This is a genomic window from Bacillus sp. EA-CB0995, assembly GCF_055814245.1.
On the sequence record NZ_CP169269.1, the window covers coordinates 3,834,705 to 3,859,866 of the forward strand.

The following is a 25,162-nucleotide window of genomic DNA, read 5'->3' on the forward strand; positions in this document are numbered from 1 at the left end:
TAACGCGGATTGTTTGCTTTTCGCGGCTACGCTTTCCTGAACACGATAGCAGCACCAAGCGCCGAGCCCGCCGGTACGAAGAGGTCGCCCGAGTTCGTCTCCGCTATCGGTAAACCGTTTTCTTCGAGATAACTTCGAGTGTGGGAGATGTCGCTCACTGCTACCGCGTACCCGGCGAATCCCGGCATCGGGGGTGCCATCTCTCCTGGTAGCAGCTCTGACAACCGCGATCCGGGAACGATTGTGATACGAGCCGCCCCTTCCAAGTTGAAGATGTGTGTCACTCCATCCGTCCGAACCTCACAATCCAAGTATCGGCCGTATCGCCTAGTGAATTCGTCCAGCTCGGAATCGTCTACGCATAAGATTGATTCGACTAGATCCGTCGCCCCATTCGGATGGTTCGGAGGTATTTGCTCCTCCATTATGGCTGAGGGTGGGTTTTCCGCTGCAGCCAGACGACCTTCGTGCACGTTGTCCCCGTCAATTTCCAAATAGCGCACAGGAATAAGTTGAATTCCCCGGACATCTCAAGAGGTCGCTGCACGGTGTTAACGCCGCCATGACTGATTCCACTCCGTTGGAAACGGTCCGCTGTCTGGTCGGCATCCTCGGTACCGAAACAAAGAATATGCGCTCCTTCATAACGGGACAGACATCTGGAGACAGTATCGACAGTGCGTTTGATTTTTCCGATTATTGCTTGGAGCACATCCGGCGATGCCTGCAACGGAACGAGTTTTGCATTGATCGGAATCCTCGCACCTTTCTCGGCAACCGTTACGATTTCGATGAAGCTGCCTAAAAACTCGACATGCGAATTGGCTGCTCCGAATGGCTTCGGAGGTTCTCCTTCATTTTCGGCCATCGCCGGATAGGACGGCGGCGAACAGACAAATCCCAGTTTTCTGTACAGCTCGAGTGCAGCTTCCATATCGGAGACTATATGGCCGACGTGATGAATGAATTTGATTTCAGCATGCATCTGCATCCACTCTCCTTGAATTCAATAATTGTGACAAAAGAAAAGTTTATTTTAATTCCATTGAACAATTTGGGGTAAAGACACATAGCCATCAAGCTAAAGTTTTATTGCACCCCTAGAACGAAATTTTTAGGCTTTCTTGTAACGAAGAAGATTATTTATCATTTTTGGGGTGACTTGTTTTCTTAAGTTGATGGCAATGTGGTGGTACCCCAATTTATAATCCTTTGTTTAGTTGATTATTCTTATTTTTAAGAACCTCGATGCTTTACATCTGCGGATACGCCTCCCGCTATAGGCTGTGTCCTCCTCCAAAACCAAGCGCTGCTTTTTCCCATTATTGGTGTTTATCATATAAACATTGTATGAAAGTTTGTTATCCCTATTAAAGTAGAAACTTGCTATATAGAATAATTTTTTTATATGATAAAGTGGACTTATGCTTAAATGAAAAAAGGAGAGTGACCCAGATGACAAACCAAAATGAAACGAACGCTTTACCGCCAAAAACATGTACGATTGAACGTCTCATCACGATTCAGGAAGACATTGAAAAAGTGCTTGCAGGACAGAAAACGGCTACTCGCCGCAACGGGAGATATGCGGATGTTGGGGAAGTGATGGAGCTTCAAGATCACCGGTATGTTGTGGAGAAGGTCTATTCGCAGGCACTTGGCGAATTGACTGATGAGCATGCCCGTCAAGAAGGCTATGCGAATGTGGAGGAATATAAGCAATCTATCCTGTCTCTTCACCCTGGCATGCCGTGGCTGCCAAAGATGAGAGTTTGGGTTCATGAGTTCCGTCCCATCGAAGGTTAATGTGATATAAGGATGGACATGTTGTATCGACTGCTTCTGTATGTACATATTTTCAGTGTAATCTTATCCATCGGCCCGTTTTTTGTATTGCTTCCGCTCATCAAAAAACTGCGGGCTTCAGAGGCTCGAATACAGCAGGCTTATCTGGATGTATTCCGATTTTCGGTCAGGCTGGCCAAGCATGCCGGGCATGTGCTGGTTGCATCCGGGGTTCTGCTTGTACTGGCGGGCCCTTGGACTTGGAAGACCCCTTGGATAGTGATGACCCTTATTCTCATGGCGAGTTCATTATTTTTCCTGGCCCGCGCCTTTTCGCCGACCATTCGGAAATTCAGCGAAACGGGCCAAGACAAGGACGCCTTGATTCAATTGTTGCGGCGTTCTGTTTGGATTTACATTGTTCTTTTAATGGCGATGTTATGGTTCATGGTGACAAAGCCTGCGTTGTGGCAGGGGTGATAGATCTAAGGCGAATAGCGGCTTTGTGTGATTACCGTTTGAATTCGCCGGGCGGCTTGGAACAAGGACAAGCCAAAACTGGCTTGTCCTTATTGTAGTTACGCTTTGAAGAGGTGATGGAATAGCATTTTGATTAATCTCTGATAAACTAGAATTGTTTCTAAAGAATCCCCTCATCACCTATTCCCTTCCACAAACCGCCCGTACTCCTTCAAAAACCTTAACTTCACAACCCCAACAGGCCCATTCCGATGCTTTGCCACATGAATTTCTGTAACATCTTTGTCCTCTGTTTCCTTATCATAATAATCATCCCGGTACATGAGCATAATTACATCCGCATCCTGTTCAATCTGTCCTGTCTCTCGCAGATCAGATAAGAGCGGACGCTTATCTTGGCGCGACTCCACTGCACGGGATAGTTGCGACAGCGCTACGACGCACACATTCAAATCACGGGCCATCAGCTTCAGCTTGCGGGAGATTTCACTCATTTCTTGAAACCTATTTCCCCTGTGTTTTGAATCACCTGTAATGAGCTGCAAATAATCAATGATAACGAGCAGTTTTTTATTTGGATGCTTTCGTTTCAGCTTTCGTGCTTGCACCCAAATCTCCTGCGTTGTGACGCCCGCTTTATCATAAATCTCGAGCGGCAAATCGCCAATTTCCGCAAATGCTCGGCTTGTTTTCTCCCAGTCTTCGATCGTAAAACGATGCTTCGGATTTTTTAGCCTTTTTCCTGATACTTCCCCGATGCAGGAAACCATCCGTTTCAGCAGCTGTTTATCACTCATCTCCAAAGAAAACAATCCAACTGCCGCACCCGATTTTGCCGCATGAAGAGCGATGTTTAAGGCAAACGCCGTTTTCCCCATAGAAGGCCGTGCACCAACCACCACAAAGTCGCCTTCCTGCAAACCGCACGTCATCTTGTTTAAAGCAGAAAAGCCGGTCTCAATTCCTATAAGCTCTTCTACGTCCTGATGAAACTCTTCGTACAATCCAACTAAAGAATCCTTCAAATCAAAATCGAGCGTACAATCGTACTCTTCCAGTTCACAGAGTGCCGTAATCGTCTCCCCGATTACTTTCTCATCCTTCTCCGCCAGAAGCCGTTCACTCATGCTTTGTGCCATGATTCCCGCATGTTGCATTTTCCATGCGCTCCGAACAAGCCCCTCGTAATAGGAGAAATTAGCAGTATTCGGAACACTCTCGATGATATTTACAAAGTATTCAATGCCGCCAATTTGCTTCAAAAAAGAAGGATCCATTCTCGAAACAAGCGTAACAAGATCAAGCGGCTGTCCATCTTCCTCTATTTTCCGTATTAACTTAAATATCGCTTGATGCACAGGCATAGAGAAGTGCTGCTCCGTTAGCCGGCACTCCTTAATCAATTCACCATCGAGCAGTAAAGATCCTAATACGGTCTGTTCAGCTTCAACGTTTTGAATGCTCATGGACGCCACCCCTTTTCCTGCAAGAACTTCTGCAGCTCTTCTTCAGATGGTACGTTTTTCTCCCACTCTTCACACTCCTCCAGAAACTGCTCCGTCTCATGCACAACAGACGATTCCTTCTTTCGAAATTTCACTGTCGCTTCCTCTACTTCACTAAGTTTCGTATACCCTTTTCCGTGCCAATCTCGTAAAATACCCTTCACATAAGCAAGCGTCCGCTTGTTGTTTTCATGGGCAATCTGGAGTGCTTTGAGTACGAGCTCCCCTGATAGATCATCAATCCATCCACTCAGTTCCTCTGCCGTATACGGCGACAAGCTGCCGAAGTTTTGTTCATAAAATGTGAATACATTACGGTCGGAATCTATTTCTTCTACTTTTTCATCTATTTCACAGCTTTCAATATCTTCAGCCAGAGACTCCCCAGACGGCATGCCGAAATGCTCCAGCAATAGCGGAATGCTTAGCTCTTCCTCCAAGCATTTTTGAAGAAACATATGGACAAACTTTTTACTTTTCACAGTCTTTAGCTCACGCAACACACATTTCTCAATGTTCGTGTTCGTAACTGGGTTATAGCGCACCCAGTTCTGAATGTATATCTCCTTCGTTTCTGCATCATATAATATTTTTCCATAATCGATAAACCGCTGCAGCAGCTTCTCGACAGTCTCTCTGTTGTAGCCTGTTTCCATCTCCGCCAAACGCTTCGGCAATGGATAAATGCCGCACTGCGTAGTTTTAGAACATGTCAGTAAGTATATGTAAAAATATCGCTCCTCCGGCGTTAAGTCCAATACAAAATCATCCTGCCAAAAATTCACCTGTACATTCCGGTATACTGCCATATATATATTCCTCCTATCTTTGATGACAAATATGAAATCGCCGTTTCTTTCATATATATAAGGATGAGTGAGGAAATTTGGCATTTTAATTTTATAAAAAATTACTACTACGGTTTTATTTCCTTCGAAGCGATTCTTGTAGTAGTAGTTTTTTTGTTTTGTTTTTGTAATGATTTATTACTTGCAAGGGGCTTGGTAGGGGCTTGGTAGGGGCTGTTTTACATTCGTCATTCATAAAAAACGACATTTAATCAAATGATAATACCCCTTTCGAACCGCCTCTCCATTTCGTCATCAGCATTGTCGCGATTCATTTACTAATCTTTTCTTCATTATATTCCCACATACGCTGCTTCTTGCTTGCAGCGAAATGGGATGCTTATCTTTACTTCGTGTAGCATCCCTAACAGCAACACCACTTTACAACTTTTGTTAAATTTTAAAATTATTTAACAAATTTATTTATCATAAATTCCATACTCTAAATGTTGCATTACAGCTCAATATAGTCATAGAATTATAATTATCCTCTGGCCGAAAGGACGTAAAGAGCTGCTAGAATGAAGTAATAAGAATATGAAGAATGCAGCAAAGAAACGAAGTAAAAGCTAAAAAAATTAGAAAAGGAAAATGGAGAGATGAATTAAATGTTAAAGATAATAAAACATTTAAAACCTTTTACTGCCTCAATCATTGCAGTTATATGTCTTTTAACCGTACAAGCGGTATGTGACCTATCACTGCCAGACTACATGTCTAACATTGTCAATGTAGGTATTCAACAAAAAGGTGTAGAAAACGCAGTACCTCAAGTCATTCGTAAAAGTGAGTTTGACAAACTTAAGCTTTTTATGAATGAAGATGAGAAGAAAAAAGTAGATAACAACTATGTGCTTTTAGATAAGAAAGATCTTTCTCAAAGTGAGTTGCAAAATTACTTAAAAGATTATCCGCAGCTTGATAAAGAACCTCTTTATAAGCTACAGACAAAGGATAAAGATACAATTAATGAGCTTAACGACATATTCGGGAAACCAATTTTAATTACAGAGGGAATTGAAAAAGGTGGTACATCCGCTGCGCCAAATGGTAACAAAACACCGACGAATCTTCCGCCAAATACAGATCCTTTCGCAGTAATTGCTAAACTACCTCAAAATCAAATCGATGCAATGAAAGACAAGGCAGATGAAAAGTTTAAGAATATGCCAGGCAGCATGGTAACACAGTCAGCTGTTCCATTCATTGAGAATGAGTATAAGACGATCGGTATAGATACAGGTAAGCTTCAATCAAATTACATTCTTACTTCCGGTGGGAAAATGCTGCTTTTATCTTTAGTTAGTATGGCCGCTACTGTTATCGTTAGTTTACTTGCTGCAAAAGTAGCTGCTGGATTAGGCAGAGATCTTAGAAAGAAAGTATTCCGGAAGGTTACAAGCTTTTCGAATGCGGAGTTTGATAAGTTTTCCACTGCATCTTTAATTACAAGAAGTACAAATGATATTCAACAAGTGCAAACGCTTATGGTTATGATGCTTAGAATCGTATTCTATGCACCGATTTTAGGCATAGGCGGCGTAATCAAGGTACTTACTACAGACGTTTCAATGGGATGGATTATCGCAGTTGCAGTTATCGCGATTTTAAGCTTAGTCATTGGTTTATTTAGCGTCGCTATCCCTAAGTTTAAGAGTATCCAAAAGTTAGTTGATAAAATTAACTTAATCACTCGTGAATCTTTAACAGGTATGCTCGTTATTCGTGCTTTTAATAATCAAAAACATGAAGAAAAGAAATTTGAAAAAGGAAATCAAGATTTAACAAGAACGAATTTATTTGTAAGCCGTTTAATGTCATTTATGATGCCAATGATGATGTTTATCATGAATGCCGTTACTGTACTTATTATTTGGGTTGGAGCACACCAAGTGGATATGGGGCATATGCAGGTTGGTGATATGATGGCATTTATGCAGTATACAATGCAAATCATCATGGCCTTCTTAATGATTTCTATGGTATCCATTATGGTTCCGCGTGCTTCTGTATCCGCACAACGTATCGCAGAAGTTTTAAATACTGACATTACCATTCGTGACGTAGAGAAACCAAAAACATTCTCTTCAGACAAGAAGGGTTACGTTGAATTTAAAGATGTTAGCTTTAGATATCCAGGTGCGGAAGAAGATGTGCTTTCCAATATCACCTTTACCGCAAAGCCTGGAGAAACAACAGCTTTCATTGGAAGTACAGGTAGTGGTAAATCAACACTTATTAACTTAATTCCGCGTTTTTACGATGTAACAAGCGGAGAAATATTAATAGATGGTACTGATATTAGAGATGTATCACAGAAGGAATTAAGAGAGAAAATTGGTTATGTACCACAAAAAGGAGTTCTATTCTCAGGTACGATTGAAAGTAATCTGAAATACGGTAAGAAAGAAGCAACTGAAGAAGAACTAGTTAAAGCATCAGAAATCGCTCAAGCTATGGAGTTTATTAATGCGAAACCTGAAAGCTTCCGTACAGAGATATCACAAGGCGGTACGAACGTTTCAGGCGGTCAAAAACAAAGACTTTCTATTGCGCGTGCTCTTACTAAGGAATCCGAAATATTTATATTTGATGATAGTTTCTCAGCTCTTGACTTCAAGACAGACGCAGCATTGCGTAAGGCTTTGAACAATGAGATTTCAGGAAGTACTATGCTTCTTGTTGCACAAAGAATCAGTACAATCATGAATGCAGATAAGATCATTGTACTTGACGAAGGAAAAATAGTAGGAACTGGTACTCATGAAGAGCTTATGGAAAACTGTGAGGTTTATAAGCAAATTGCTTTATCACAACTTTCAAGGGAGGAACTTTCGTCATGAGTGATAGAAAAGTAGAAAATAGAAGACAAGGTGGCCCTGGCCCTGGTGGCGGCGGTCATATGGGCGGCGGTATGAGAAAGATTGAGAAGGCAAAAAACTTTAAGGGAACGATGAATAAGTTACTTCAATACTTAAAGCCATATAAGTTATCAATCATCATCGTCATTCTTTTTGCAATAGGTAGTGCTGCCTTTGCAATTGCAGGTCCAAAAATTTTAGGTAAAGCTACAACAAAACTTTTCGAAGGACTAGTAAGCAAGGTAACGGGAGCGCCAGGTGCTGCAATTGACTTTACCTATATCGGAAACATTGTCGTTATACTCCTTGGATTATATATAGTGAGCGCTGTGTTTGGCATTATACAAGGATATATCATTTCAGGAGTAGCACAAAAAGTATCTTATAACTTCAGAAAAGAAATTGATGAAAAGATCAACCGTATGCCGCTTAAGTACTTTGATAAAACGACACATGGCGAAGTATTATCTAGAGTTACGAATGACGTAGATACGGTGAGCCAGACTTTAAATCAAAGTATGTCGCAAATCATCACATCCGTCGTTACAATCATTGGTGTACTCATCATGATGTTCTCAATAAGCTGGCAAATGACATTAGTGGCACTTTTAATATTGCCAGTATCAATGATGCTTATAATGGGAGTCGTAAAGAGATCACAAAAATACTTTAAATCCCAGCAAGAATATCTAGGACACGTTAATGGTCAAGTGGAAGAGATTTATAGTGGTCACAATATCGTAAAAGCCTTTAACACCGAAGAAGACGAAGTTAAAAAATTCGAAGAGGTTAATGATACTCTTTACACTTCTGCATGGAAGTCTCAATTTTTATCTGGAATGATGATGCCGATTATGATGTTTATCGGTAATATCGGTTACGTAGCTGTATCTATTTTAGGCGGATGGCTTGCGGTCAAGAAAACGATCGCAGTTGGAGATATTTTAGCCTTCGTTCAATATGTTAGAAGTTTTACGCAGCCAATCGCTCAAGTAGCTCAAATCGCGAACGTACTCCAATCCACAGCTGCAGCTGCAGAAAGAGTTTTCGAATTTTTAGAAGAAGAAGAGGAAATTCCAGAAGCGGAAAATCCAGTTCAGCTGCAAGAGGTTAATGGAGAAGTTACCTTCAAAGATGTTCAATTTGGATATAATCCAGATAAGATCATTATCAATAATTTCTCAGCTCACATTCAACCTGGACAAAAGGTAGCAATCGTAGGACCAACCGGAGCAGGTAAAACAACGATTGTGAAACTTTTAATGCGTTTCTATGATTTAAATAGCGGTGCTATCTGTATAGACGGTCACGATATAAAAGACTTCACGCGAGAAGATTTACGCAATATGTTCGGTATGGTACTTCAAGATACTTGGCTATTTAACGGCTCAATCATGGAAAATATACGTTACGGCAGACTAGATGCGACTGACGAAGAAGTAATCGAAGCAGCTAAAGCAGCTCACGTACACAGCTTCGTAAAAACATTACCAAATAGATACAATATGGAACTAAACGAAGAAGCAAGCAACGTATCCCAAGGACAAAAGCAGCTATTAACAATTGCGCGTGCCCTTCTAGCGGATCCGAAAATATTAATACTCGACGAAGCAACAAGCTCTATCGATACTCGTACAGAAGTACTAATTCAAAAAGCCATGGAAAACCTTATGGAAGGCAGAACAAGCTTCATTATCGCTCACAGATTATCAACAATACGTGATGCAGATTTAATCCTCGTTATGAAAGAAGGGGATATTGTAGAACAAGGTAATCATGAAGAGTTATTGAAAGCTGATGGTTTCTATGCTTCACTTTATAATAGTCAGTTTGAAAGTGCGGATGCTTCTTAAGATGAAAAAGAACACTCCTCTATTTTATGAGAGGAGTGTTTTGTTATTTCTACTTCTTGTAACCATGCTTCATATCTTTTCCCTGTTATCTTTGGCTATTTGTTTTTCCATCACAATCTCCTAAAATCTTAATTGGACTTAGCGAAGTCCAAAAATGACCTAAATTATAAAGTTCATATAGTACAATTCTCGTTAATATGACTCAAAATTCTTATGAAGTCGCAAAAGGAGTTCAGAATGAGACCATTCCGAACCCCTTTTTCAACAACATGAAACTACTAGGATTCTAGTAGTTTGTTAGTTCTGTCTTTCATTTTTTTAGTTCCGATATAAGCTTATTCTCTATGTATTCATCGTATAGTACCCCTCAATTACTTTTTACCGACCATACAATTCTTCTAACTTAACTAAGTTCTTTTTATGGTTTGATAAACCAACTGTGAAACTATGCGGTTTCATTTCGAGTATCCCTTTGTCCTCTTTTAACTTTACAGTGACATTGGATTTAAGGATACCTCTCTTTACACTTACTTTCTCTACTTCATCTAAATCTAAGTGAGCAATATTCCCAGTAGCATTACCAGTTGCAGGACTTAACTCTATTAGTAAGATTCTCTTATTTGTGAACCCTACAAGGCAATGTGTATTTGAGCCAATTGCACCAACACCAAAAGCTAAGTATTGAGAGGGAGATGCCATTTTCATAACGTAAAAGTAATGAACATAAGTCTCACCTTCTACCATTAGTTTGTCGAATATCTTGTCTGCGTTTGAATTAGTTAGCATCTTTTATTCTCCTTTGTTTTATAGCGCAAATAATGGTTATTTTCCCCTTAAATCTTTGAAACAACTATAATTAAGCACTATATCTACCATATATTTCACAAATTTACATGTCAATTTGAACATGCAAAAAAGCACTCATTGCCTATAGTAGACAAGCAAGTGCTTTAAGTTCATGTGTTTTTTATTTTGGTTTTTTCAATTCTGGCGGGATATATAGTAACTCTATGTTTTTAAGTAGAAATTAGTGCAAGATAAATAAAATGTCGAAATTATAATAATTTTGTGATTTTTTGTTGATTTATGTTATTTTTAATGTTAAACTCATAATAACAAAGAAAGAGTAAACGAAAACCCTTAGTGATTAAATTATCAGAATTTTTAGTTTTATCGGTCAGTTTACTCCATGTGATTTACATGTCTGTGTATTGCTTTTCCACTCTTTCTTTGTTCCACTCTATAAAAGAAAACAACCTGTTTTTATCCAAGTTGTTTTCTTTTGTAAAAATTTAATTTGTTGTTTTTATAACAGAGTTGGGATCACTATTTTAAAAGTTATTATGATTTATGGGGGTGACAGCTAATAAATTGGACATTTAATGAAGCGTTTACATTACAATGGGGGTGAATCCAGAAAGAGGTGAAAACTAAGAAATTTGGATTTTAATTTTTGAAAAGGAAGAATAAAAATATAGTGGACATACAATTACAATAAGGGAATGCAGTATAGATCAGTATACAAGCATTCCCTTTTTATGTGTATGCTATTTTTTGTTTTTAGTTGAGTTTATAAGTATTAATAATCAATAAAGTCGAATATATCGTTTTATATAGAACATAATTTTGATAGACTTCGTCTTTTAATTGTGCACATACAATGTCATTTAGAAGAACGCGAATACTATTAGGGGTACCGCCCCATGCCCATTAAGCTAAAAATAACGATTTATCCCAAAACGAGAAAAATGTAAAAAATTTTCGTTCTGGGGTAGTTTCTATTGTTAGGTTGATAGCCATGGGGCAGTACCCCAATATGGACTATTGGGGGTTATTGTATTATCTCTTCTTTAGGTTGAGTAAAAAAGAAGATAAAAATAATTAAAGGAAGAGCTAGAAGAAAGACTCCACTTTTAGATGGATTAATAGAAGGAATATCGGTTAAAGCCATGTCATCATTCCTTTGTAAGTGTTTTTAATAAATTAGGATTAACATCAAAATGTTTGGACACAACCTTTTGAAAGAAAGTATAATCTCTTTTCAAGTAAGGAAGAGTAGGTTCAAGCTTAGGAACACCAAAAATGGGTCCACTAACATTAATGGTAAATCTGCCAGGTGCAATAAAGCTACCCGTAACACCAATCTCATCATTGAGTAATAAAACAGCGAGGATAACGTCTATTACATCAATAATCACATTCGTAGTTTGTTTTTCAAATTTACCTTCGATTCGACCTTCCCCTGTTAATGGTCCTCCTAATGAAACGCGAAACCCTCCTGGTGTCACAAAAACTCCTATAATGGTGATTTGTCCAGTTAACAATAGTGCGACTGTCACAATATTGAGATCGCGTTGGATAGACCGTATGACTTGTATATTTTTTGTAATTTCAATGTTTTTTTCCAATATTGTCACACCCTCTAGATACATATTATTCTGAGCGATGTTAAATGTGAGTAAGGATAAGTATGAAATATAGGAATTTATGTAGTAGTGAACTAAATTATCTTCAATAGACACATTAATTATAAAAATACATAATATAACTTTATGAATAAATGTGAATTAGGCCTCCATTTATTACAACCCGCCGTCGGCGGGTTATTTTTTTATAATTTCGTAGTACCAGGGGTAGTGACAGGCTTGCTGTCATAGACCGCAATGTATAACTCAATAAAAGTATAAAAAGGGCACCGTACACTTTTGGGAAATGTTTGTGGTAATCATTTTGGTAATTACTTTTGGCAACATCGTATTTCATTGAAATCAAACATCTTAATAGGGGTATCAACACATCGCCATCAACTTAAGAAATTGATTGTTCCCCAAAACGAAAAAAATGAGCCGAATTCTCATAAATAACTGTAAAAAGGTAAAATTTTCGTTATGGGGGTGTCTCAGAATCTTAGCTTGATGGTGATGGGACGGTACCCCTATTAAAGTGAATTATATTTTTTTACCTTTAAAGGAATAGATATAAAATACAAATCTATAGCATAAGTGGTAATCCAAATACCTTTACCTTCATCAGCAAACTTTGATTGAAAAAACTGTTCCGAAACTTTTCTTTTTCCCCATTTTTTTGGAAACCATTGAAATCCTAAAAACATATAATTAATCTACCTTTTCACTAGAATTTTGATAATTTATCTCTTAACTCTAATTCTTCAACTGTTTCAAAACCTTTAAAAAAGGCGGTCGATTTTTACTAAGTATTTTTTAATACTTTTTTTAACGTTTCAACTGTTTGTTCAAGCCATTCTATCGGAGTAAGTTTTAAGGAAGGGAAATAAATTTCAGTATAATATTCAATAAACTCTTCTTTTTCTTATGTGGATAAATCACTTTTTAAAAATACAGTTATCTCCTGTATAGATAAATAAATAATGTATCGTTATTTTGCTTAAGTTTTGCACATAATCTACATTACTTTAGAAAAAATTTAAATCCATCCTTTCCTATTAAGTACTTGGATATGACTCAACTTATTAGCCAGGTTATTCACTTCCTAATATAAAACCAAAAACACCAAACCTTTTTACAAGATTTGATCTATTTCCTAACCCAATCCTATTATCTCCCGTGTCCATGCTTGCTTCGTTTGTTCGTAAACCTGTTTTAAATCACAAAGTGAATGGGCGTTACACATGGCGTGTTCATAATTCTCATAAACAAAATATAACGTCAAGCATACCTGCTATCCCTTTTACTCTTAGAATCGCACCTTCAAATTGATTTTTAATCTTCCCTTCCACTTTCCACTATACTCGCATCACACCTCAACCGTCCCTGCCTCATTGTCAAACCCAACTGGAGCTTGTCCCCCGCTTATTCTGTCTGCTTCCATACTCTCATCGCCAATTCCCTCATTAATTCCCTTTACAAAGTGCATTTCTGTGCTTATCCCATACGTATGAATATAATGAAACCCCTTATTTAACTTGTTATTGAATGACCGAACTTGTTCAAGCCATACTTTGAAGGACAAATATACTAAGGCTGGTCCAACTGTTAGCTCGGTTATAAGAATAACGTAAAAATTTTGTTTCGAGTCGATGATTCCCTTTAGCTTCAAGTATGTAAATATAGCCGAGGCTATTGTTAAAAGGGCAAAATTACATGTTGCGGTTCTCGTTAGTCTAATCTTTGTCCTGATAGAATCGAGCAAGTACTTTTGATGGGCATCATTTGTTAAGTAATACAGCAGTCTGCCTGTATATTTCTTATCTTTTAGTATAGATTCTTTAATTTTCTTCTCTATACGTCTAAAACGGCTGTCTATAAAGTGATCTACTATTATTCCAATCGTATAAAGAAGCGGCAAAAAAAGTACCGCATATTTCAAAATATCCTCAAGTTTCAGCTTGGAAAAGAACTTGCTGCTTGCATCGCTCGCCAAATCAATATCGGTTGCGGAAAAAATAAGCAAAAATAAACCGAAAACAAACATAGTTCCGCTAATAATATGCTCCACTAACATAAGAGTTGTCTTCTCTCCCATTTTCTATCCACGCCCCTTTATTACATGTAAAAATCCCTTATTCCATTGTTCTATCGGCAAGTTGCAAATTTCTTCGGCGACAGAGAATATCCATCCTTGTACGTACTTGATCCCGTCCTCAATCAACCGCGACAGCTCCCATTCTTCCTCTACCCGCTCTACAATCAGTTTCCTGATATATTTTCTATCTATGTTGTTGATCAGTGAATAGTACTGTTCGACGTTTTCCATTGTCATTTTAACGAACTTCGGCTGCAGAACTTGTATCTCTTCCAAATCCCTGGCCGTCTGATCGCCGAAATCGTCTATCACAATATTCACCTGTTCTTCTTCACCAATCGTCTTCCAAAGGTGCGGATCTTTCTTCTCGTATTCTGTTATTTCAATAAAAACAGGAATATTACATTGCTTGAGAATGCGAATGCATTCTCTTATTATCTCTTCCGGTAAATCCGCTTCTAAATTGAAAAAGACACCTAATATATTCAGTTTCTCAAGATAACTGGAATCGCTAACCAGTCTTTGGCATGACAAAATAGTGAGTTGATTCAAAAGATCATTTCTTCTTGCTACATTGAACCAGTCGTTCGGAACTTTACTGTTGAATCTCGTGAAAACCTCTACAAAATCCACTTTTCCCGTCCGTGTGTTCACAATAGGCTGTGCATATAAATGAATCTTTTCTTCCCCCAATATTTGCAGCAATTCTTGTCTGTCCCCGCTATCCGGCCATGCCAATGGCAAAGATTGTTCATTAGGCAGTCCAATGCCAAGACATCTCATGAGTTCTCTCAGGTTGAACAACACATAAATAAAGGCAGCAAACCTTTTAACCTTGTCGATTTTCCTTCTTCTAGCGTAAATCAAACCAGTACAAACTCCCGCAAGATAATAGGAAGGAAGGTAATCTTGCAACAGCGGACCACCGCCGAAAAACTCAATATATTCTTCGCCAAAATGAGGTAAAATTTTATCAAACGGCGTAATTCCATCCGGTATTTCTATCTTTTGACTAGTCTCTTTCACAAGGTCTCTAGTCAAATATTCGCATACTTGCATCCATTTATCTTGATTCTCTTTCGACTCCAACGGATAGCAATCCAACAAAAGGTGGAGTTCCAAGTAACGGGTATCGTAAAACATATTCGTTTCTTCCCTAAGCTCTGCAAAGTCAATAATCCCCAAACTTGCATCCCTTTTATTTTTGACAATAATATTATTCCCATGGAAGTCCCCATGTCCATGGCAAAGCAATATATCCAATTTCGTTTCTTTCCAAAGATTTTTGTTGTACAAATAAACTAATGGATTCGGAAACACCTTACCGCCGTAAAACCCTAAGATTTTTTTGTCCGTGTCCACACCAAACTCCTTAATAGGACTTATCAGCGTCTCCCACCGCTGCTTTCCTAGTGTTTTGACAATCGCCTCATAAGGGCACATATGAAACTCTTCTTCCGAATCCCACTCGTAGGAAAACCGCAGCACCTCGGATATGATTTCCTTATAGTCCACTGCCATCTGCTTGGAAATAGCTTCATTGATTGTAAAGCTTTCGCTCGTACCGGCAAACTCGTACATGACCGCATGCATACCCTCAAACTCTTTTACATCTACAACATTCGGAATACAATCATCAAGTTCGTTTTTAATGGCTAAGTGCAATGCTTGTTTGTAGGCCTCTATTTCTTTAGTCCCCTCCTCCAACGATGTAATCTTGATAAGGGTCGGCAGCCTACGTCTCCTGCCGTCTTCCTTTTCTGTAATTTGGGCAATATAGATTTCCGCCCCCGATTTTCCTGTACTTATTCTCCTATGTATTTTCGGGCTTTTTTCAAACCTGAATTTGTCAAGTCGATTTTGACACTCTTTTAGCTCCTGTCTATCCATGCCGCTCCCCCCATAAATCTTGATTTCCTTATATTCATATTCTAAATAATCCTAACATTAATTTCTATAAAAATAAGCTGCCTCTTTAAGTCCACTTGCTGTACCCCTTTACATTCGTACTATGAAACTTAAGAAATATATAACTAAATACCTTTTTCGAGGCAGTGAGAATGGAAATTTGCACAAACAAAGCCGTTCCCACTTTCATAGCGTAAACGGCTTTTTGAATCTTTAGAGCAATAACTGCTCTCCTTGCACGAAAGGAAATGTGCATTTCGTACTGAATCAATACATTAACACCTATCTCTAAATTGGATACAGCTGAAATAAGATACTTGTAGATTTTTATCATCTTCAAATTCTTTCCCCTTAATAATAAAGAACTACGATGATATCATTAATTTATAAATACACGTACTGCATACTTGCTCCTACAGTTGGAGATTATTTCAAATGTACATATTTGAGTAATGAAAGAAGGGAATGCATTTTGAATAAAAAACTGAAATTAGCATTTTCTGGTGGTGGATTTCGGGCTTCATTTTATGCACTAGGGGGATATAAACGGCTAGTTGAATGTAAGTTAGATAAATATGTATCCAGTATCAGCTCTGTTTCTGGAGGTAGTATCACTGCTGCAGCTATTATGCTTGCCTTACATAAATGTGGCGAATTTCGAAATGTGATTGATTTTGAAGAGCGTGTTATTACTCCCTTAGTTAAATTAGGACAAATCGATCTTCGCACAAAATTGATTACAAATTCTTTTACAAAACAAGTCTTATCTTTTAAATCTCTTCGGGAGAAATGTAGTAATGCACTTCCAACATTACTTGATGAATACCTTTGTGAAGGAGTACGAATGGAGGAATTACAAAATCTTCCGATCACCTGGTATTGTAATACAACTTGTTTAGATACGATGCGGATGTTTTATTTTTCAAATGATCATATGTACGGAACATATATAGGACAAACAAATAATATAGATGACATTTCTGTTTCTTATGCTGTGGCTACTTCAGCAGCTTTTCCATTATTATTTTCCCTTTTTCTTTATCAGTAGCAGATAGAATCTTTAGCGACCCAGAAAATCGAATGCAAGGGAGTTCATTAGAAAAATATGACACCCTTTGGTTTTCAGACGGAGGAGTTTTCGATAATATTGGAACTGAACCATTGATATTATCGGATCAGGAAGTACCCGATAATAATAAACATAGATATCCTCCTCTTGCAAAACATAGAAAAGAACCTATGAAATTTATTCCCAAAAATTCCGATGAGATATACTTCGTCTTTGATGCCTCTGCGGCTGAAAAAGAGTGGAAAGAAGATGAAAAACCCACACATTTTGAATTAAACAAACGCATTTTAGATACATCTAATAGTCAAATTGTAATATTGAGAAGAAAAATGCTACGTAATCTAGATCCAGATACTTATCCAGGATTACAGCTCATTCTTAGCAAACCTATTCAAACTTTATTAGATCCAAACAGCAACCCTTTTTATACTGACCATGTTTCCTTACCAGACTACCAATTTTATTCGCCTCCTTCAGATCAAGAGAATATAGAAACATTATTAGCGGGGCTGCGTACGGATTTGGATGGTTTCCATGATAGTGAAATTCAAACATTGATACGTGCAGGCGAAATTCGAATGGACATTGCTTTACGGACGTTACTACCAGATTATATGAAGAGTTTACAAAACATATCGATTCCTACATTCGCATCGGAAAATATAAAACAACTTTCAGATATACTACGATCAGGTGGCAAACATCACTTTACTGGCAGTCTTTTTCAAAAACTTCATGATAGTAAGGAATCTTGAGAGAAGAAATACTTTATGGCTTGTATCATATTTTAAACATGATGGCCTCGCTATCCCTTTGGTGTGTTTATACAAAAAGGGATAGCGTTTTTTAAGAACAGAGCATTTTAAAGTTCGAATTATTATGACGTAGAATAGTATTCTGCGTCATTTTATATCTTTGTTTTATAAATAAACATAAAATAATAAGAGGGAATCTCAAAAAAGAAACCGCCCTTGCAGACGGTTTTACTTTACACTTATATGTTTACTTTCTTTAACTCCATTGCCATGTCATTTGACACCTCATGTTTAATTTTGTCTCATTATAATCCGTGTCTACTATTCAGTCTAACATCACAATTCATCAATTCTCACACAAGACATACCTCGGCTTGATAGTTCTTTAAAGACATCTTTTAATGCATGAATCGTATTCATAGGAGCATGTTCATCCGCTCCAAAGGTTTTTCCACAATCATGCAAGAGGATGACATCCCCATTTTTTATATCCCGTAATAGTCTTTTTTAACTTTTTCACTGCCGCCTTTACTGCGCCAATCCTCTGCCATTACCGACCATAGGATGATCTTATACTTTTTCATTAGAAAAAATCGAATAAGTTTAATAACCCCCACGGCGGACGATAATAGACGGGACGTTCCCCAGTAATTTTTTCAATGATGGAAGCACTCTTCCTTAAATGCCGCCTTATCGTCCAAGGGGCCATAATCCAGTTGGACTTGTGCACGTAATTATGCATTCCTATTAAATGCCCCTCTGCTTGCATTCTTTCAATTAACTCAGGGTATTGTTCCGCTTTCGAACCAACGACAAAAAATGTCGCTTTCATATTATTTATTTTTAACAAGTCCAATAGCTGCGGAGTATAAATAGGATTTGGACCGTCATCAAAAGTAAAAGCAATTTTTGCAGAAGAATCTTTCCTTTTTAATACCCCGATACCGAGACCGGTAGTAAGAATATATGGAACAAACCAATATAATGCTAATAAGAACAACACCAGTAAAATAACTTTAACCATTTCCTACACGATCTCCTTTCTATAATTTCTGTTCTTGCAGTGTTCATTTTAGAAGTGCTTGATAAGAGCCTTAATCCATTTTTCTTCGTAGGACAATACTTAAGATAAAAGACAAGATAAAAAGTCCGCCGCCAAGTACAAAAGGAATGAATCTTCCATAACGCACCCCTGCAAATAGGCTGCTTACCGATATGGTATAAGGCAATATCCCGAAGGCGGTCGTCCATATAAAAGCCCTTCTGTTTACGCCCAATATACCTGCCGTATAGTTGACGAAATGATAAGGAACCAACGGTACAAAACGCAGAATCAAAAGCCCTGTAACTCCTTGTTTTTGTAACCAACGATCTATTTTTACCAGGTAAGGTTTAGCCAATGATTCAATGATTGGACGAGCGAACCAATTGGATAGATGATACGCAAGGACTGCTCCTAAGATCCCGCCAATCCACGAATAGAATCCACCTGCAACTGCACCGTATATTTCTATAAGAAAAAGAGAAACAAATTCGCCAGGCACAGGTATTACATTGACAACCGTTTGAATCATAATACCTAACAATATCCCGAAAACACCGAGATGACGAATGGATTCAATCCACACCTTTGCCGATCCTGTATGAAGAAAATATAAATATATTCCTATAAGAAGTAAGAAGATAATTAAACTTCCAATAGATAGAGAGCGAGCTGCTGGTTTCTTGAACTTGTATGACGTAAACATTAAAATTCCCATATTTCACCTTATTAATTAATTATGAACCAAACGAATACATTAGGTCATGCCCATTGTAATTGTTTTCTTTTGTATGAATAATTACTTCTACTGATGCAAAAGCAGATTCTTTAGGATGAAATTGTTTCGAATTCTCCCTCATCTGTTGAAGTAGTTCTACATTGCTCAGTAATTTAGATAAATGATCGGTTAAATCCCGATCCGTTTTTGCTTGAATCGCCACGCCTGAATGAACTAAAAATGTAGCATTATCCTGTTCTTGACCGGGAATAGGTTTATAAAGAAGTATAGGCAACTCCATGGCAATCGCCTCAAAAGTAGTGACTCCTCCTGGTTTTGTAATCATTAGATCGGAAATAGCCATTAACTCATGAACGTAATTGATATAACCAGTGAGATGGATGTGATGTTTGGAATCCTTTAACTTTTCCTTTAATTGCATACGGAGTTTTTCATTATGTCCACAAACAATGATGAATTGAATAGGCTGCGATAACGTATCAAACTCCTGAAATGTGGAACTTCCAGCACCAATCATGCCATAACCGCCCCCCATTACTAACACTGTAGGAATATGAGGATCTAAACCATATTTCTCGAAAATTTCCTCTCGTTCAAAGGACTGAGAAAATTGCTGTCGAATGGGAATCCCTGTATGAGCAATCCGATTCTCTTTAACGCCTAAGTTAATCAGAGAATCGCGGACAATACTTGAGCCGACGATATATTGATCCGTAAAAGGATAAATCCAGCAACTATGATCTGTATGATCAGTAATCGTGGTTACAGTAGGAATATCGGTTAAACCATAGGATTTCAACCTTGACATCACAGCTGCTGCCAAAGGAAACGTACTGACTACGATGGTTGGCTGCACTTCTTCAATCAATTTTAGCAATCGTCCGAAACCTGTAGAGAAAATCGCCTTTATCAAATTGGATAAAGTGTTCACTCTCCGTGTTTTTTGATAAATATACCCATACACCTGAGGGAACTTTTTTACTCCTTCAAGGAAAAGGAAACGGCTTACATGACTAGAATAGGGATGGACCCATTCCATAAAATCAAAAATCACCGGTTCTAATGTCGGAAATCGAATTTGTATCGCTTCATGTAGAGCTTGAGCTACTTGAATATGACCGTCCCCATAATTTCCGGTAAGGATTAAAATTTTTTCTTTACTTACTACCTCCATTGATCTCTGCTCCTTTAAAGTCTTAATATAACTTTTATCTATTGGTTTCGAGTGCCCCACATGATCCAGTGGTTCATCTCAACACTAATGGCTAAACTGAAAAAGATTTCTTGGCAACATGTTTTACTGTACGGTTCGGTAATTACAACCACCTATACACAAGCTCTACCATTTTAAATAAACATTCAACCAATACAATGACGGTTATAACATCCATAATGACATGTTGTTTTATAAATAAAAACCATCTAATCTAACAATTAGATGGCTTTTTCTATACATAATATTCTTATGTTATTTTTAATGGTATAGTTCTTTCTTCACATTCTTTTTTAGTATCTTGTTTGTCGCATTTTTAGGCAAAGAATCTACTGATATTAAGTAAAAAGAACGCATCAACCTATTCTTAACTTATCATTGTATATGGTAATCATTACGTCACATAACTAAAATATTCCTTTTTCGGATTTTATATTAAAGACATAAAAACAACCATTATTTCATGGAATATCCATAAATAATGGTTGTTTTTGTTTAAATTTATACATAATCTTAGCTTGATAGCTATGGTATTTATAACAATCAATAAATCTCCCGCCTACACAATAGAAAACACCAGATAAACTCCAATAACAACGAAAACAGCTAACGTCTTAATCAAAGTAATCCCGAAAATCTCTTTATAAGCTTCCCGGTGCGTTAAGCCTGTAACTGCAAGCAAAGTTATAACTGCTCCGTTATGAGGAAGAGTATCCATACCTCCTGCCGCCATTGCGATTACACGATGCAGCACATCTAATGGAATACCAAAATTGGTTGCCGCTTCAATATATTTTTCTGCCATCAAACCTAATGTAATGCTCATTCCACCTGATCCTGAGCCTGTCAGCCCGCACAATATATTTGTCATGACCGCTCCGCCGATCAAAGGATTTGAAAATGTCCCAGTCAAATAATTTTGAATCATGACAAAGCCGGGTAAAGCTGCTATAACAGCACCGAAGCCAAACTCAGCTGCAGTGTTCATGGCAGCTAGAATAGAACCACTTACACCCACGCTTGTAATAGATTGAAAATGTTCTTTTACCGCTTGGAAATTTAATAATACAGCAGTCAGTATGCCGATAAGAAGCGCCATTTCCACTGACCAAATGCCTACGACTTGCGCCATATCAATTTTTCCGTAATCCTTCAAACCTATAGTCGCAAAATCAAATCCGTTTGCATACCAAACGGGGATGAATTCTGTAAAGACTTTATTCATCACACCGACTAGCACAAGCGGAAGGAAAGCTATCCAGTGACCAACTGTAATAGCATCTCCTGAAACAATCGGCGTTGGCGCAGCTTGACTAATGCTAGTTGTAGCAGCCATTTCAGAAGTGGCACCGTTTTTCCCGAAATAACCCTCACCATTAGCAGCGGCCTTCTTCCTGCACCTTTCCAAATACAGCATGCCGCATGTAAAGATAAACAATGCACCGATGATTCCTAATGTCGGGGCTGCATAAATATTAGTTTTAAAGAACGTAGTCGGAATTACATTTTGGATTTGAGGAGATCCAGGAAGTGAATCCATGGAAAACGTGAATGCACTAAATGCGATTGTCGCCGGAATGAGACGTTTCGGAATATCAGCTTCGCGGAATAACTGCGCCGCAAATGGATAAATTGCAAATACTGCAACAAATAAGCTTACACCGCTGTATGTAAGAATCGCTCCCATCAGCACGATGGAAAGAATCGCTCGTTTCGCGCCTATAAAACGGACGATGATTTTCGCGATTTTCTCTGCTATACCAGTGACTTCAACCAATTTACCGAATATCGCACCAAGCAAAAACACCGGAAAATATAATTTTATGAATCCGACCATCTTCGTCATAAAGACATTGGAAAAGAACGGAAGAACATGCCCAGGCTCTGTCAAAAACACAGCCAGCAAAGCACACAATGGAGCGAACAGAATCACGGAGAACCCCCGATAAGCTAGAAATATAAGCAGGCCGAGCGATAACAACACAATCAATAAATCCATAACTCCAATCCCCCTCAATAAAAATGGATTTTCTTAAATTCTTGTATATATCGTTAGATGCCTGTCCCTAACAGGCATCCGGGTATGAAGCTGCTTTCTGCAAATTTGCAGCCGTACCTTTTTATTTATGATGAAAAAGCGGCATCCTTTTTTCTATAAAAGCTTCCACTCCCTCTTTTACATCACTCGTTTGAAATACGTAGCCAAAATTTTCGGCTTCCACTTTAAGCCCTTCCTCAAGAGAAAGGGACAGCCCCTTATTGATAGATTGCTTCATTAAAGATAGAGCCGGAAGAGAAAAACGAGCCATCTTCGCGGCCAACTCCTTCGCCTTATTCAGTGCTTCACCACGGGGAACAACATGATTCACCAGACCGGCTTGCCAAGCTTCTTCAGCAGTGAGCGGTTCACCGGTGAACATAATTTCTTTTGCCCTTGCAGCCCCTATTAAGCGAGGCAAACGCTGCGTTCCTCCCGCCCCTGGAAACAAGCCCAGCTTAACTTCCGGAAGCCCGATTCGGGCATGTTCTTCCATAATCCGTAAATCACAGGATAAAGCTAACTCACACCCGCCTCCAAGCGCTAATCCGTTAATAACAGCGATTACAGGCTTCGGCAGTCTTTCCATTTTATTTAACGGGTTCTGAAGCCACAATGACTTTTCCTCTGCATATTCACTTCCTTTTCCAATCCATTCTGGAAATGACTTGATATCCCCTCCGGCAACGAAGGCTTTTTCTCCAGCACCGGTTATCAATACAACAATCACTTCATCATCCCGTTCAATTTCATCGACCACTGCCGACAGTTGTTCAATCACAGCATAGCTCAATACATTAACAGGAGGATTATCAATGGTAATGGTCGCAATCCCTTTTTCTTTGGACCATGAAACAACCTGCTTATTTTCCAATGCGATCCCTTCTTTCCAACATGTAATTAGAAAACAATCATCTTCAGCTTGTTCTTGTGATTACATATCCGGCCTGCTCACGATCCCAAGCAGCACCGATTCCTTCCTCCTTCAGCTTGAACTTCTGAATCCGTTCCGTCGCGGTTTTTGGGAAAGATTCACTGAACTGAACGTATCGCGGTACCATAAAATAAGCCATGCGTTCTTGACACCAATCTATAATCTCTTCATGGGACATCGTTTCTCCTTGCTTCAAAATCACATATAATTTGACATCCTCTTCCCCTACTTCCGACGGAACGCCGATAGCTGCTGATTCAAGAACTTTCGGATGATTGTTCACGACCTTTTCAATTTCCCAAGAAGAGATGTTTTCTCCGCGCCTCCGGATACATTGTTTGATCCGATCGCAAAAGTATAAGTAACCTTCCTCATCCCGATAACCGCGATCTCCTGTATGGAACCATCCTCCTTCCAACGCCTCCTCCGTTTTATCCGGCATTTTATAGTAGCCTTCCATGACTGCCTGTGAGGAACGGATGATAATCTCCCCGATTTCACCAATCGGCACTTCGTCTCCCTCCTCGTTGACGACTTTCGTCTCTACGTAGGAATACGGTTTTCCGATAGAAGGCGGCTTATTGGCGTTCAATGGATTCGTTAAACAAAAACCGGTCGTCTCCGTTAATCCGTAGCCTTCAACGATCCGAACGCCGAATCTCTCCTCAAACGGCTTCCAAAATTCTTTAGGCGTAGCGGCACATGCCGTCACCCTTGCAGGATTTTCATGATCGTTCTCCTTTTCCGGCTGCTTGCAGAGAATCGGAATCATGGATCCTAAAGAATTAAAAATCGTTGCGCCATGATAGCGGATTTCATCCCAAAAACGAGAAGCGCTAAAACGCTTACCAAGAGCGATCGTCGCATTGGAATGCATAGCACCGAGCACTGTATGGGCTTGGGCATTAATATGGAATAAGGGCAACGCTGTAAATAAAATATCTTTTGAACTCGCGCCAACCATATGATCGGCGAATGACTGTGCGGAATTTACATAAGCAGAATGACTTAACATGACCCCTTTAGGCAATCCAGTCGTTCCAGAGGTGTAAAGGATACTGTTGATAGAAGAGGAGGAAACAGCTTCATTTGGAAAATGGTGATAATTTGTATTCAATACATCTTTCAATCCGATTACCGGTCGTTCTTCACCATCCCTCATCATGATGACGCTTTCATTATTGCCGTAAACGACAATTTGGATTTCTCTTTGTATAAATGACAAACAAGAAGCAATTTGAGAAACAAAGTCCTGATCAACGATAATCAACTTACAATCGGAATGGGATAAAATATACTGCAGGCCTTCTCCTTTTAAATGCACATTAAGAGGCACCGCGATTGCTCCCATAAAAGATAAAGAAAACCACACATCCAGATATTCAGGAGCGTTATGTAGCATAATACAAACCTTGTCACCTTTTTGGATGCCCAGCTCACGAAATCCCGCTGCGGCCCTAGTGATCCGATGATAGAGATCTTCATAAGTGACCCTTTGTTCTTCGAATTGCAAATACACTTTATTTGGTGTCTTTTCGATACTTTGCATAATAAAATGTGGCAGGCTGTAATTCTCCATCATTGGCTTCTATTCCCCTTTCTGCTAAACTCTTTTTTATCCCCAAAATT

The 25,162-nt window shown here is 38.7% G+C and carries 21 protein-coding genes and 1 pseudogene; 6 read left to right on the top strand and 16 right to left on the bottom strand.

Annotation, left to right across the window (positions count from 1 at the left end; all coding sequences use genetic code 11):
• Positions 1–424: 424 nt before the first annotated feature.
• A complete protein-coding gene (locus ACEWFJ_RS19695; protein ID WP_473689627.1) occupies positions 425–991 on the bottom strand; it encodes a VOC family protein in 567 nt (188 codons plus the stop codon).
• Between the two features lie 464 nt (positions 992–1,455).
• Between ACEWFJ_RS19695 and ACEWFJ_RS19700 the strand changes: the two genes are divergently transcribed.
• Together ACEWFJ_RS19700 and ACEWFJ_RS19705 are read left to right on the top strand one after the other, a co-directional pair.
• Entirely contained in the window at positions 1,456–1,806 is a 351-nt protein-coding gene (locus ACEWFJ_RS19700; RefSeq protein WP_473692602.1) for an ASCH domain-containing protein, read from the top strand.
• A gap of 18 nt (positions 1,807–1,824) precedes the next feature.
• Positions 1,825–2,265, top strand: coding sequence for a DUF2269 family protein (locus tag ACEWFJ_RS19705; RefSeq protein WP_473692604.1), 441 nt, complete (start codon positions 1,825–1,827; stop codon positions 2,263–2,265).
• A 176-nt stretch (positions 2,266–2,441) separates the two neighbouring features.
• Here ACEWFJ_RS19705 and dnaB read toward each other — a convergent pair whose 3' ends face one another.
• The gene (gene dnaB, locus ACEWFJ_RS19710; protein ID WP_473689628.1) at positions 2,442–3,731 is read right to left on the bottom strand and encodes a replicative DNA helicase; all 1,290 of its coding nucleotides are present in this window, start codon (positions 3,729–3,731) and stop codon (positions 2,442–2,444) included.
• A complete protein-coding gene (locus ACEWFJ_RS19715; protein ID WP_473689629.1) occupies positions 3,728–4,579 on the bottom strand; it encodes a DnaD domain-containing protein in 852 nt (283 codons plus the stop codon). The genes dnaB and ACEWFJ_RS19715 overlap by 4 nt, the downstream gene beginning before the upstream one ends.
• A gap of 647 nt (positions 4,580–5,226) precedes the next feature.
• On the opposite strand from ACEWFJ_RS19715, the gene ACEWFJ_RS19720 reads away from it, so the two are divergent.
• Together ACEWFJ_RS19720 and ACEWFJ_RS19725 are read left to right on the top strand one after the other, a co-directional pair.
• Positions 5,227–7,461 (top strand): ABC transporter ATP-binding protein, encoded by a 2,235-nt coding sequence (locus tag ACEWFJ_RS19720; RefSeq protein WP_473689630.1) that lies wholly within the window; start codon positions 5,227–5,229, stop codon positions 7,459–7,461.
• The gene (locus ACEWFJ_RS19725) at positions 7,458–9,332 is read left to right on the top strand and encodes an ABC transporter ATP-binding protein (RefSeq protein ID WP_473689631.1); all 1,875 of its coding nucleotides are present in this window, start codon (positions 7,458–7,460) and stop codon (positions 9,330–9,332) included. The genes ACEWFJ_RS19720 and ACEWFJ_RS19725 overlap by 4 nt, the downstream gene beginning before the upstream one ends.
• A gap of 378 nt (positions 9,333–9,710) precedes the next feature.
• Here the strand turns inward: ACEWFJ_RS19725 and ACEWFJ_RS19730 are convergent, their stop codons facing one another.
• The 6 genes and pseudogenes from ACEWFJ_RS19730 to ACEWFJ_RS19755 form a co-directional block, all read right to left on the bottom strand.
• Positions 9,711–10,118, bottom strand: a complete 408-nt coding sequence (locus ACEWFJ_RS19730) for a PH domain-containing protein (RefSeq protein WP_473689632.1) — start codon at positions 10,116–10,118, stop codon at positions 9,711–9,713.
• A 1,169-nt stretch (positions 10,119–11,287) separates the two neighbouring features.
• The gene (locus ACEWFJ_RS19735) at positions 11,288–11,749 is read right to left on the bottom strand and encodes a hypothetical protein (RefSeq protein ID WP_473689634.1); all 462 of its coding nucleotides are present in this window, start codon (positions 11,747–11,749) and stop codon (positions 11,288–11,290) included.
• A 521-nt stretch (positions 11,750–12,270) separates the two neighbouring features.
• On the bottom strand, positions 12,271–12,444 hold the full coding sequence (locus ACEWFJ_RS19740; RefSeq protein WP_473689635.1) for a hypothetical protein: 174 nt from the start codon (positions 12,442–12,444) through the stop codon (positions 12,271–12,273).
• A 98-nt stretch (positions 12,445–12,542) separates the two neighbouring features.
• Positions 12,543–12,710, bottom strand: a pseudogene (locus ACEWFJ_RS19745) (contact-dependent growth inhibition system immunity protein); the annotation flags it as partial.
• A gap of 396 nt (positions 12,711–13,106) precedes the next feature.
• A complete protein-coding gene (locus ACEWFJ_RS19750) occupies positions 13,107–13,835 on the bottom strand; it encodes a hypothetical protein (protein WP_473689636.1) in 729 nt (242 codons plus the stop codon).
• 3 nt (positions 13,836–13,838) lie between these two features.
• Positions 13,839–15,725: an EAL domain-containing protein gene (locus tag ACEWFJ_RS19755; RefSeq protein ID WP_473689637.1), complete on the bottom strand. Its 1,887-nt coding sequence runs from the start codon at positions 15,723–15,725 to the stop codon at positions 13,839–13,841.
• 490 nt (positions 15,726–16,215) lie between these two features.
• On the opposite strand from ACEWFJ_RS19755, the gene ACEWFJ_RS19760 reads away from it, so the two are divergent.
• Complete coding sequence (locus ACEWFJ_RS19760) at positions 16,216–16,791, top strand: patatin-like phospholipase family protein (protein ID WP_473689638.1); 576 nt, start codon at positions 16,216–16,218, stop codon at positions 16,789–16,791.
• Between the two features lie 32 nt (positions 16,792–16,823).
• Positions 16,824–17,567 (top strand): hypothetical protein, encoded by a 744-nt coding sequence (locus ACEWFJ_RS19765; RefSeq protein WP_473689639.1) that lies wholly within the window; start codon positions 16,824–16,826, stop codon positions 17,565–17,567.
• Positions 17,568–17,903: 336 nt separating this feature from the next.
• Here ACEWFJ_RS19765 and ACEWFJ_RS19770 read toward each other — a convergent pair whose 3' ends face one another.
• From ACEWFJ_RS19770 to ACEWFJ_RS19800, 7 genes are all read right to left on the bottom strand, one after another.
• Positions 17,904–18,032 carry a hypothetical protein gene (locus ACEWFJ_RS19770; RefSeq protein WP_473689640.1) on the bottom strand — a complete coding sequence of 43 codons (129 nt, stop codon included), beginning with the start codon at positions 18,030–18,032 and terminating at the stop codon, positions 17,904–17,906.
• 118 nt (positions 18,033–18,150) lie between these two features.
• Positions 18,151–18,591: a polysaccharide deacetylase family protein gene (locus ACEWFJ_RS19775; RefSeq protein ID WP_473689641.1), complete on the bottom strand. Its 441-nt coding sequence runs from the start codon at positions 18,589–18,591 to the stop codon at positions 18,151–18,153.
• Between the two features lie 70 nt (positions 18,592–18,661).
• A complete protein-coding gene (locus tag ACEWFJ_RS19780) occupies positions 18,662–19,315 on the bottom strand; it encodes a TVP38/TMEM64 family protein (RefSeq protein WP_473689642.1) in 654 nt (217 codons plus the stop codon).
• A gap of 31 nt (positions 19,316–19,346) precedes the next feature.
• Positions 19,347–20,522, bottom strand: a complete 1,176-nt coding sequence (locus ACEWFJ_RS19785; RefSeq protein WP_473689643.1) for an MGDG synthase family glycosyltransferase — start codon at positions 20,520–20,522, stop codon at positions 19,347–19,349.
• A gap of 598 nt (positions 20,523–21,120) precedes the next feature.
• A complete protein-coding gene (locus ACEWFJ_RS19790) occupies positions 21,121–22,560 on the bottom strand; it encodes a GntP family permease (protein ID WP_473689644.1) in 1,440 nt (479 codons plus the stop codon).
• 121 nt (positions 22,561–22,681) lie between these two features.
• Positions 22,682–23,473: an enoyl-CoA hydratase gene (locus tag ACEWFJ_RS19795; protein WP_473689645.1), complete on the bottom strand. Its 792-nt coding sequence runs from the start codon at positions 23,471–23,473 to the stop codon at positions 22,682–22,684.
• 43 nt (positions 23,474–23,516) lie between these two features.
• A complete protein-coding gene (locus ACEWFJ_RS19800) occupies positions 23,517–25,115 on the bottom strand; it encodes an ATP-dependent acyl-CoA ligase (RefSeq protein WP_473689646.1) in 1,599 nt (532 codons plus the stop codon).
• Between the last annotated feature and the right edge of the window lie 47 nt (positions 25,116–25,162).

Excerpts from the sequence above, each read along its gene's own strand:
- ACEWFJ_RS19755 (WP_473689637.1), bottom strand. The coding sequence starts at position 15,725 with ATGGATAGACAGGAGCTAAAAGAGTGTCAAAATCGACTTGACAAATTC.
- ACEWFJ_RS19740 (WP_473689635.1), bottom strand. The coding sequence starts at position 12,444 with ATGTTTTTAGGATTTCAATGGTTTCCAAAAAAATGGGGAAAAAGAAAA.
- ACEWFJ_RS19705 (WP_473692604.1), top strand. The coding sequence starts at position 1,825 with ATGTTGTATCGACTGCTTCTGTATGTACATATTTTCAGTGTAATCTTA.
- ACEWFJ_RS19695 (WP_473689627.1), bottom strand. The coding sequence starts at position 991 with ATGCAGATGCATGCTGAAATCAAATTCATTCATCACGTCGGCCATATA.
- ACEWFJ_RS19780 (WP_473689642.1), bottom strand. The coding sequence starts at position 19,315 with ATGTTTACGTCATACAAGTTCAAGAAACCAGCAGCTCGCTCTCTATCT.
- ACEWFJ_RS19765 (WP_473689639.1), top strand. The coding sequence starts at position 16,824 with ATGCAAGGGAGTTCATTAGAAAAATATGACACCCTTTGGTTTTCAGAC.
- ACEWFJ_RS19790 (WP_473689644.1), bottom strand. The coding sequence starts at position 22,560 with ATGGATTTATTGATTGTGTTGTTATCGCTCGGCCTGCTTATATTTCTA.
- ACEWFJ_RS19720 (WP_473689630.1), top strand. The coding sequence starts at position 5,227 with ATGTTAAAGATAATAAAACATTTAAAACCTTTTACTGCCTCAATCATT.
- ACEWFJ_RS19785 (WP_473689643.1), bottom strand. The coding sequence starts at position 20,522 with ATGGAGGTAGTAAGTAAAGAAAAAATTTTAATCCTTACCGGAAATTAT.
- ACEWFJ_RS19750 (WP_473689636.1), bottom strand. The coding sequence starts at position 13,835 with ATGGGAGAGAAGACAACTCTTATGTTAGTGGAGCATATTATTAGCGGA.
- ACEWFJ_RS19800 (WP_473689646.1), bottom strand. The coding sequence starts at position 25,115 with ATGATGGAGAATTACAGCCTGCCACATTTTATTATGCAAAGTATCGAA.
- ACEWFJ_RS19700 (WP_473692602.1), top strand. The coding sequence starts at position 1,456 with ATGACAAACCAAAATGAAACGAACGCTTTACCGCCAAAAACATGTACG.
- dnaB (WP_473689628.1), bottom strand. The coding sequence starts at position 3,731 with ATGAGCATTCAAAACGTTGAAGCTGAACAGACCGTATTAGGATCTTTA.
- ACEWFJ_RS19715 (WP_473689629.1), bottom strand. The coding sequence starts at position 4,579 with ATGGCAGTATACCGGAATGTACAGGTGAATTTTTGGCAGGATGATTTT.
- ACEWFJ_RS19775 (WP_473689641.1), bottom strand. The coding sequence starts at position 18,591 with ATGGTTAAAGTTATTTTACTGGTGTTGTTCTTATTAGCATTATATTGG.
- ACEWFJ_RS19725 (WP_473689631.1), top strand. The coding sequence starts at position 7,458 with ATGAGTGATAGAAAAGTAGAAAATAGAAGACAAGGTGGCCCTGGCCCT.
- ACEWFJ_RS19730 (WP_473689632.1), bottom strand. The coding sequence starts at position 10,118 with ATGCTAACTAATTCAAACGCAGACAAGATATTCGACAAACTAATGGTA.